This window comes from Kitasatospora sp. NPDC091257 (assembly GCF_044757675.1).
GTDB lineage: Bacteria > Actinomycetota > Actinomycetes > Streptomycetales > Streptomycetaceae > Kitasatospora > Kitasatospora lactacystinica.
Genome location: NZ_JBIVVI010000228.1, coordinates 1 through 9221 on the forward strand (window position 1 = coordinate 1; position 9221 = coordinate 9221).

The 9221-nt window shown below is 71.8% G+C and carries 6 protein-coding genes and 1 riboswitch; of the genes, 1 reads left to right on the forward strand and 5 read right to left on the reverse strand.

The features are described 5' to 3' along the window. Positions 1 to 63: 63 nt before the first annotated feature. Positions 64 to 1824: an ABC transporter substrate-binding protein gene (locus tag ACIQOV_RS13530; RefSeq protein ID WP_401048297.1), complete on the reverse strand. Its 1761-nt coding sequence runs from the start codon at positions 1822 to 1824 to the stop codon at positions 64 to 66. A 74-nt stretch (positions 1825 to 1898) separates the two neighbouring features. Continuing rightward, positions 1899 to 2879, reverse strand: a complete 981-nt coding sequence (locus ACIQOV_RS13535; protein ID WP_401048299.1) for an ABC transporter permease — start codon at positions 2877 to 2879, stop codon at positions 1899 to 1901. 305 nt (positions 2880 to 3184) lie between these two features. Next, a riboswitch (ZMP/ZTP riboswitch) is annotated at positions 3185 to 3281 on the forward strand. Between the two features lie 19 nt (positions 3282 to 3300). Here ACIQOV_RS13535 and ACIQOV_RS13540 point away from each other — a divergent pair. Beyond that, the gene (locus ACIQOV_RS13540) at positions 3301 to 4758 is read left to right on the forward strand and encodes a glycine hydroxymethyltransferase (RefSeq protein ID WP_380539514.1); all 1458 of its coding nucleotides are present in this window, start codon (positions 3301 to 3303) and stop codon (positions 4756 to 4758) included. Positions 4759 to 4923: 165 nt separating this feature from the next. Here ACIQOV_RS13540 and ACIQOV_RS13545 read toward each other — a convergent pair whose 3' ends face one another. The 3 genes from ACIQOV_RS13545 to ACIQOV_RS13555 form a co-directional block, all read right to left on the reverse strand. Then, positions 4924 to 6360 carry an aldehyde dehydrogenase family protein gene (locus ACIQOV_RS13545; protein ID WP_401048301.1) on the reverse strand — a complete coding sequence of 479 codons (1437 nt, stop codon included), beginning with the start codon at positions 6358 to 6360 and terminating at the stop codon, positions 4924 to 4926. Between the two features lie 115 nt (positions 6361 to 6475). Further along, on the reverse strand, positions 6476 to 6940 hold the full coding sequence (locus tag ACIQOV_RS13550) for a DUF6624 domain-containing protein (protein WP_401048305.1): 465 nt from the start codon (positions 6938 to 6940) through the stop codon (positions 6476 to 6478). 305 nt (positions 6941 to 7245) lie between these two features. Continuing rightward, entirely contained in the window at positions 7246 to 8895 is a 1650-nt protein-coding gene (locus ACIQOV_RS13555) for an APC family permease (RefSeq protein ID WP_401048303.1), read from the reverse strand. Positions 8896 to 9221: the final 326 nt, after the last annotated feature.

The window sequence follows — 9221 nt, forward strand, 5'->3', positions numbered from 1 at the left end:
GGGCCCGCCCCCGTTCCGCCGTGGAACCCGGGGAACCCGGGGAACGGGAGCGGGCCCCGGCACTCAGGACTTCAGGTACAGCCAGGCCAGCGAGACGGTCCCGTAGATCGGGTGGACGAACGCCCCGCCGACGTTGCTGCCGCGCAGCTGGTTGACCGTCGGGTAGGCGAACGGCAGCACCGGCAGGTCCTTCATCACGGTCTGCTCCAGCGCGTACAGCTCCTTGGCCTTGGCGCGGGGTTCGCCGATCTGGTTGATCCGGTCGATCTCCTTGTCGACCTCCGGGTTGCGGTAGCGCGCGGAGTTGATGTCGCTGCCGGCCCGGCCGTCGAAGGAGAACGGGACGAGGGTGGACGGGGTCGGCCAGTCGACCGAGCTGGTCTCCTCGAACAGGTCGTACGGGGAGTCGGTGCGGTGCACCTCGTCCAGGAAGGCCTTGGGGTCGACCGGCTTGGGCACGACGGTGATCCCGGCCTTGCCGAAGCCCTCGACCAGCACCTGCGCGACGCGCTGCCCGGTCGGGGTGTTCCGGTACGCGTAGGTCAGGCTCCCGGGCGCCTGTTCGGCCTTGGCGAGCGCGGCCCTGGCGGCCTCCGGGTCGCCCTCGGGCCTGGCCGGGTAGAGGTCGTACTTCTGGTGGTCGATCAGCGCGGGGGAGCTCAGCGTGGTGGCCAGCTCGCCGGTCCGGGCACCGCCCTGGACCTGGCGGGCCTGCTGGCGCGGGTAGGCCAGGTGCAGCGCCTTGCGGACCTCGACGTCCGGCACCCGCGCGTTGTTGATCATCAGCTGGGTGACGAAGGCGCCCTGCCGCCCGGAGACCACCAGTTCCTTGGCCTTCGGGTCGGTGTCGGTGGTCTGGTACAGCTCGGCGGAGAGGGTGTCGGAGGCGGTGGTGGCGTTGGCGCCGCCGTCCCGTCCGGAGAGGATCTCCTGGTTGAGGTTGAGCGCCTCCTTGCCGTACGTGAAGACGAACTTCTCCGGGTACTGGCTGCGGATCGGGTCCGTCTCGGGCTTCCAGGCCGGGTTGCGCTCCAGCACCATGCGGGTGTTCTGGACGTGCTCGACGATCCGGTACGGCCCGGTCGCGAACGGCAGTCGGTCGTAGTCCGTCCCGGTGTCCTTGTCCCGGCGCACCGGGGAGGAGGAGGACTGCGCGGCCATGTACGGGACGTCGGCCTGCGGCTGCGGGAAGTGGAAGACGATCGTGCGCTCGTCCGGCGTCTCGATCGCGTCCAGGTCGCCGGCCTGCGGGCCCGCGTACTTGGTGCGCGCCGCCTCGTAGCCGGCCTCGCCGGTGAGCCACTGCGGCCAGTACGGCGGGCCGACCTCGTAGCCCTTGCCGAAGGTGCGCTCGATGCCGTACTTGACGTCCTGGGCGGTGATCGGCTGCCCGTCCTCCCAGGCGACGCCCGGCTTGAGGCGGTACGTCCAGGTGCGGCCGCCGTCGGCCGGGGTGCCGGTGTCGGTGGCCAGGTCGCCGACCAGCTTGGCCTTGCCGTCCACGACCTGGTACTGGGTCAGCTGGCGGCCCCAGAGCAGCGAGGCGTTGTAGGTGGCGCCCGCGTAGACCTTCTGCGGGTCGAGGTGGCGGAACTCCACGCTGTTGTACACGTTCACCGTGCCGCCCGCGCGGGCGCCCGGGACGGCCGGGGCCGGGCCGGCGCTCTCCTGCTCGCTGCCGAGCACGGCGGTCAGCGGGGAGGTCTCCTTGGCGGAGGCCCCGGCGGCGCCGCCGGAGCCGGTGGTGCTGCCCGCGCCGGCCGAGCAGGAGGTCGCCAGCAGGGCGGTGGCGATGACGGCGAGGGACGGTCTGGTCCAGCGCATGGCGAATCTCTCCTTGCCCCGGCGGATCGTGCCGGGGCGGGCTCGGGTTGATGGATGGGAGGAGGCGAGGGGGCTCAGCGGGCAGTGCGGGCGCGCGGGTCCAGCGCGTCCCGGACGGCGTCGCCGAGCAGGTTGAAGGCGATGACGAACAGCAGCAGCGCCACGCCGGGGAACACCATGTAGGTGGGGTCGGCCTGGAAGACCTCGGAGCCGCGCGCGATCATCCGCCCCCAGTCCGGGACCGGCTCGGTGATGCCGACGCCGAGGAAGGACAGCGCGGCCTCGGAGGCCACGAAGGTCGGCACCGCCATGGTGGCGTGCACCAGCAGCTGCGAGCGCACATTCGGCAGAAGTTCGTGGACGACGACATGGAACCGGCCGGCGCCCTGGGCCCGTGCGGACTGCACGAAATCCCTTTCCCGGAGTGAGCGGACGGTGGCCCGCAGGGAAAGCGCGAGCGGAATCCAGCCGAACGCCGAGAAAACCAGGATCAGCACCAGGAACTGCATCCACTCCGGTTCCGCGGTGCCCGGGTCGACCAAACGGGACTGGATCACCGGGCTGAGCGCGAGCAGCAGGAGCAGCGTGGGAAAGGCCAGCAGCACATTCGCGAGGAATCCGAACAGCCGGTCCGTGATCCCGCCCAGGTAGCCGACCGCGACGCCGGCCAGCACGCCCAGGGTGGTGGTCACCGCGGCGGCCGCGAAGGCGATCAGCAGCGAGGTGCGGATGCCGTACAGCAGCTGGGTGAAGACGTCCCGGCCGAGGCCGGGCTCCAGGCCGAACCAGAAGTCGCCGGAGATCCCGCCGTTCGGCAGCATCGGCAGTCCGCTGTCGCTGAGCAGGCCCGGGACGTTCTGGCCGTAGTGGTCGACCGGGTTCTTCCCGTACAGCGCGGCGACCAGCGGGGCGCCGAGGGCGAGCAGCAGGAACAGCACCACCACCGCCAGGGCGGCGGCGCCGACCCGGTCCCGCAGGATCCGGCGGAGCAGGCCGGGGTCGGCGGCGGGCGCGGGCCCGGCCGTGGTGCCTGGGACGGTGTCGACCGCTGCCATGAGGCGTAACCCCCGAATTCTCCGCCGCCCCATGGGTGAGGGTGCGCTGGTGTGCATTTCCGGTACGGCGTACCGGGGTTTTCCCGGCGGCCGTTCGAGCGCCATTGGATCGGATGCGTCCGAGGTTCCGCAAATCACCTTCGACGGTCGTTCGGGTCATTCCTGCGGAACTGTTTCGGGATATGTGGCGGCTTCATTTCGCCGAAACACCGGCGTTGCAAAAGAACGGACATAGCGGAACATAGCGGACTGCCCGTTCCGCATTCTGAGACCTCCGCCACAGTCCCTCCGGTGTTGGTACGATCCCGGTGGGCCGCAACTGGCGCGTAGGGATGGAATCAACCATCGGGAAGCGGCCCCGTGAATCCTCACGTGAACTTGCCGAGCGCCTGGGCCCCCGCATCCCCACCAGGAGACCGCCATGGCCCAGCAGCCCCACACCGCCGCCTCCGCCGCGGCCGACACCGCCTTCCGCAGCGCCCTCGACGTGGTCGCCGGCGTCGAACCCCGGATCGCCGCCGCCATCGGCCAGGAGCTGGCGGACCAGCGCGCCTCGCTCAAGCTGATCGCCAGCGAGAACTACGCCTCCCCGGCGGTCCTGCTCACCATGGGCAACTGGCTCAGCGACAAGTACGCCGAGGGCACCGTCGGCCGCCGCTTCTACGCGGGCTGCCGCAACGTCGACACCGTCGAGAGCATCGCCGCCGAGCACGCCCGCGAACTGTTCGGCGCCGACCACGCCTACGTCCAGCCGCACTCCGGCATCGACGCCAACCTCACCGCCTTCTGGGCCGTCCTCTCCCAGCGGGTCGAGAGCCCGGCCCTGGAGCGCGCCGCGGTGCGCAACGTCAACGACCTCACCGAGGAGGACTGGGCGCGGCTGCGCCAGGAGCTCGGCAACCAGCGGATGCTCGGCATGTCCCTGGACACCGGCGGCCACCTCACCCACGGCTTCCGGCCCAACATCTCGGGCAAGATGTTCGAGCAGCGCAGCTACGGCACCGACCCGGCCACCGGCCTGATCGACTACGACGCGCTGCGCGAGACCGCCCGCGAGTTCCGCCCGCTGATCATCGTCGCCGGCTACTCCGCCTACCCGCGCCTGGTGAACTTCCGCAGGATGCGCGAGATCGCGGACGAGGTCGGCGCTACCCTCATGGTCGACATGGCGCACTTCGCCGGCCTGGTCGCGGGCAAGGTGCTGACCGGCGACCACGACCCGGTCCCGCACGCCCACATCGTCACCACCACCACCCACAAGTCCCTGCGCGGCCCGCGCGGCGGCATGGTGCTGTGCCAGTCCGAACTGGCCGAGCACGTCGACCGCGGCTGCCCGCTGGTGCTCGGCGGCCCGCTCTCGCACGTCATGGCCGCCAAGGCGGTCGCCCTCGCCGAGGCCCGCCGCCCCGAGTTCCAGGCCTACGCCCGCGCCGTCGTCGCCAACGCCCAGGCGCTCGCCGAGGGCCTGCTGCGCCGCGGCGGCAAGCTGGTCACCGGCGGTACCGACAACCACCTGGTCCTCGCCGACGTCTCCGGCTACGGCCTGACCGGCCGCCAGGCCGAGGCGGCCCTGCTCGACTCGGGCATCGTCACCAACCGCAACTCCGTCCCGCTGGACCCGAACGGCGCCTGGTACACCTCGGGCGTCCGCCTCGGCACCCCGGCCCTCACCACCCGCGGCCTCGGCACCGCGGAGATGGACGAGATCGCCGACCTGATCCACACCGTCCTGAGCGCCACCACCCCCACCACCACGGCCAAGGGCTCCCCGTCCAAGGCCGCCTACAGCCTGGACGCCGCCCTGCGCGACGCCACCGCCAAGCGCGCCGCCGACCTGCTCGCCCCGTACCCGCTCTACCCGGGCGTCGACCTGGCCTGACGGCGGACGGCAGACGGCGAACAGATGACAGATTTCGAAATCTGTCATCTGTTCGCTGAAATCTGAAAGTTGTCAGTTGTCAGCCGTTCGCCGGGCCCCGCCCGGCCTCCGGCCCCGCCCCGCCCGGCCTCCACCTCCCCGGGCGCGGGCGACGGCCCGGTGCGGCTAGTACTGCAGGGACTTGTACTGGAGGAACTCCTCCAGCCCGTGGCGGCCCAGCTCCCGGCCGAGGCCCGAGTTCTTGTAGCCGCCGAAGGGCGCGAGCGGGTTGAAGCGGCCGCCGTTGAGGTCCACCTGGCCGGTGTCGAGGCGGCGGGCGAAGGCGGCGGCGGTGTCGGTGTCGCGGGCCCAGACGCCGCCGCCCAGGCCGTACGGGGTGCCGTTGGCGAGTTCGGCGGCGTGGTCCTCGTCGCGGTAGCGGAGGATCGCCAGGACCGGGCCGAAGACCTCCTCCTGGGCCACCGTCATCTCCGGGGTCACGTCGGCGAGCACGGTCGGGCGGACGTAGTAGCCGGTGGGCAGCTCGGCGACGGGCTCCGAGCCGCCGACGACGAGCCGGGCGCCCTCGGCCAGCGCGCCGTCGATGTAGCCGCGCACCCGGTCCAGCTGCCTGGCGTTGACCAGCGGGCCGATCCGGGTCCGCGGGTCGGTCGGGTCGCCCGGCCGGTACTGGGCGGCGAGCTCCTCGGCCCGGGCGACCGCCTCGTCGTACTGGTCCTCGTGCACCAGCAGCCGGGTCAGCGCGCTGCAGGTCTGGCCCGAGTTGGCGAAGACGTTGGCGACGTTGGCCTTGACCGCGCGGGCCAGGTCGGCGCCCGGCAGCACCACGTTGGCCGACTTGCCGCCCAGTTCCAGGGAGACCCGCTTCAGCCCCCGGCCGGCCGTCTCGGCGATCTGCCGGCCGACGGCGGTGGAGCCGGTGAAGGAGACCAGGTCCACTTCCCGGTGCCCGACGAGCGCCGCGCCCGCCACCGCGCCGGTGCCGGTCACCAGGTGGAAGGTGCCCGCCGGGAAGCCGGCCTCGTGCACCAGCCGGGCGAACAGCCGGGCCACCAGCGGGGTGTCCTCGGCCGGCTTGAGGACCACCGGGCAGCCGGCCGCCAGCGCCGGGACGGCCTTGGCCACGATCTGGTGCAGCGGGTAGTTCCAGGGCGTGATCGCCGCGACCACCCCGGCCGGCTCGGCGTGCACCACCGAGTTGCCGATCCGCTCCTCGAAGGGGTGTTCGGCGAGCAGGGTCAGGTAGGAGGTCGCCACGGCGAGCGGCAGCCCGGCGTGCACGGCCCCGGCGAAGCCGACCGGCGAGCCCAGCTCGGCGACGACGGTCTCGGTGATCTCGTTCTGCGCGGCGGCGATCCCGTCCCGCAGCCGGGTCAGCAGGGCCAGCCGCTCCTCGCGGGTGGTGGAGCCCCAGCTCCGGGCCGCCCGGCGGGCCGCCGTCACCGCCGCGTCGACGTCGGCCGGACCGCCGGCCGGCACCGTGGCCAGTACCTGCTCGGTCGCCGGGTTCAGCACGGTGATCGACCCGGTGTCACCGGAGGGCCGCCACTCGCCGTCGATGTACTGGTCGCCGTGCTTCGGGTACTGCGCGTACTGCCGCACCGATCGTCCTCTCGTCCACTCAGCCGACCCTTGACCAGCAGCGCTGGTCGGAGGCCAGTCAATGCGGCGCGGACGGCCGCGCGCAAGAGTCAATCCCGCCCGGCGGACGTGACGGTTACTTCGGGGCGAACCGCGCGGTGTACTCGTCGAACGGCTCGATGCCCACCTCGGCGCGCCGCTCGTCCAGCCGCTCGGGCTCCTCGCAGGGCCACGGCACCGGGCGGCCGTCCGTCACCGCGCCGATCTGCGTCCCGTAGCGCTGCTCCCGGCCCTCGTTGACCGCCAGCCGGTCCTGGAGGAAGGCCAGGTCGCGGGCGCTCGCCTCGCCCCTGGCGACGGCCACGCCCATCAGCGCCGCGGCCTGCCGCTGGACGTCGAGCTGCCGGTCCGCGTGCTGCGCCACCAGCCAGGCCGCCCGGGCGGCCTCGGGGCCGACGGTGCGCTCGGTCGGCCAGCCGTGCGCCGCCATGATCTCCGCGAGCCGGTCCCCGTGCCGGGCGGTGAGCCGGCGCCAGGCCGCCTGCTCGGCCAGGTCGGGGCTGTTCGCCAGCCGGGCGGCCGCGCCGTCCTCGGCCATCATTCCGGTCAGTTCCCGCACGAGGGCCGGATCCTGACCGTACTGCTGTGCTTCCGTCACGTCGACGACGCTCCCTGCCCGGGCCCTCCCGTCGAGGACCGCCCGCGACCACGCTAGGCGCGGAAACCGCGACGAAGATCATCCCCGAAGACGGTGACCGGGGGGTGCCCGCCACGGCAGCATGGACGTACACCGGGAACGGAGCGCACCGGGAACGGTGCGCACCGCGCACGGTCCCCGCGAACGCCGAAGGGCCGGTCGGAGGATTCCGACCGGCCCTTCACCGTGAGTTCACGCGCTCAGGCGCCTCAGACCCGCGAGGGCTCCGCGGCGTCGTCCGGCGCGGCGCTCCGCGCCTCCTCCGCCATCTCCTGGCGGACCGCGGCCAGCGAGGGGTTGGCCCAGGCGCTGGCGACGCCCCAGCGGTAGAACGCCAGCCCGATCGCGGCGACGATCAGCAGGTCCCAGCCCTCCGGCAGGTAGTCGTGCCCGCCGAAGTCGGCGCTGCCCGCCCAGGAGACGCCGGCCATCACGAACAGGTACGCGACCATCCAGGCGCCCGCCTTCAGGTGCGGCTTCAGCTCGGCGAACGGCTTGCGCAGCTCGTACCAGGCCCAGATCGGCAGACCGGCGGCCATCAGCAGGATGACCTTGCCGGTGAGCGGCCAGCGGGCCCAGTAGAGCACCAGCGAGCCGAACACCATCGCGACCGGGGCGATCACCGGCATGGCGCGCAGCCGGACCGGCCGGGGCAGGTCCGGGGCCAGGCGGCGCAGCGCCATCACGGCGACCGGGCCGGTGATGTACGAGATCACGGTGGCCACCGAGACGATCTCGGCCAGCGAGCCCCAGCCGCGGAAGACCGCGAGGAACAGGAAGGCGACCACCAGGTTGAGCACCAGCGCCGGGCGCGGGATGCCGGTCTTGGCGTCGACCTTGCCGAAGATCTTGGGCAGGTGGCCGTTCTCCTGCACGCCGTGGATCATGCGCGAGGTGGTGGCGGCGTAGATCATGCCGGTGCCGGAGGGCGAGATGAAGGCGTCCGCGTACAGCGTGATCGCCAGCCAGTTCAGGCCCCAGGCGATGGCCAGGTCGGCCAGCGGCGAGGTGTAGGAGAGGTTGCTCCACCCGTTCGCCAGGTCGCCGCCGGGGATGGCGCCGAGGAAGGCGATCTGCAGCGCGACGTAGATCACCAGGGCGATCAGGATCGAGCCGATGACGGCCTTCGGCAGCGACTTGCCGGGGTTGCGGGCCTCGCCGGCCAGGTTGAGCGGGGACTGGAAGCCGTTGAAGGCCCAGACGATGCCGGAGACCGCGACGGCGGTGAACACCGAGCTCCAGCCGTTCGGCGCGAAGCCGCCGTGGTCGGTGAAGTGGGCGGTGTCGAAGTGCGCGAAGAGCAGCGCACCGGCGGTCACCGTCGGGACGACGACCTTGAAGACGGTGATCGCGGTGTTGGTCTTGGCGAACAGCGTGATCGCGAACCAGTTGAGGGCGAAGTAGACGAGCAGCAGCACGCTGGCCAGCGCCACTCCGCTGAGGGTCAGCTCCTTGCCGTCGAACAACCCCTGTGCCCAGCCGAAGTGCCAGGAGCTCATGTACTGCACGGAGGCGGTGGCCTCACCCGGGATGACCGAGACGATGGCGATCCAGTTGGCCCAGGCGGCCAGGTAGCCGGCCAGCGACCCGTGCGAGTACTGGCCGTACCGGACCATGCCGCCGGCCTTGGGGAACATCGAGCCCAGCTCGCTGTAGGTGAGCGCGATGGTCAGCGCCACCGCGGCACCGATCACCCAGGCGAGGATCGAGGCGGGTCCGGCGAGCTTGGCGGCCCGCTCGGCACCGAACAACCACCCGGAGCCGATGATCGACCCCAGCCCGACCGCGGTCAGGCTGATCGTGCCGAGCGATCGGCGGTAGTTCTGGTGTGATGCCGTCGACGATTCGGGCTCACTCAACGTATCGGTCCTCTCGCTCGTGGTTCATCGGGTGGTGTCGGTGTTTTTGCGATTTTGAGTCGGTATTTCGGACAAACGGAGAGCAGCCTATGTTCCGAAAACGGGCGAATACCTCAGAGGAAGCTCAAACCGTCCGATTGTTGCCATCTCGTGTCCGGCGTCCGGGCCGGTGCGGACCGGCGAGGAGACCGAGGCCACAGTGCCCGGAAGGGGTGGTGGCCGGGGATGGCGACCGGGGCCCGCCCGGGAAAGGGGCGGCCCGAAAAACGAAATTCCCCGTGGGTGCCTTTCGGCTCCCACGGGGAATTCGGCTGTGTCCGAGGGGG

Bases quoted from the DNA above. Each gene is read 5' to 3' on its own strand.
- ACIQOV_RS13530 (WP_401048297.1), bottom strand. From the start codon at position 1,824: ATGCGCTGGACCAGACCGTCCCTCGCCGTCATCGCCACCGCCCTGCTG.
- ACIQOV_RS13535 (WP_401048299.1), bottom strand. From the start codon at position 2,879: ATGGCAGCGGTCGACACCGTCCCAGGCACCACGGCCGGGCCCGCGCCC.
- ACIQOV_RS13540 (WP_380539514.1), top strand. From the start codon at position 3,301: ATGGCCCAGCAGCCCCACACCGCCGCCTCCGCCGCGGCCGACACCGCC.
- ACIQOV_RS13550 (WP_401048305.1), bottom strand. From the start codon at position 6,940: ATGATGGCCGAGGACGGCGCGGCCGCCCGGCTGGCGAACAGCCCCGAC.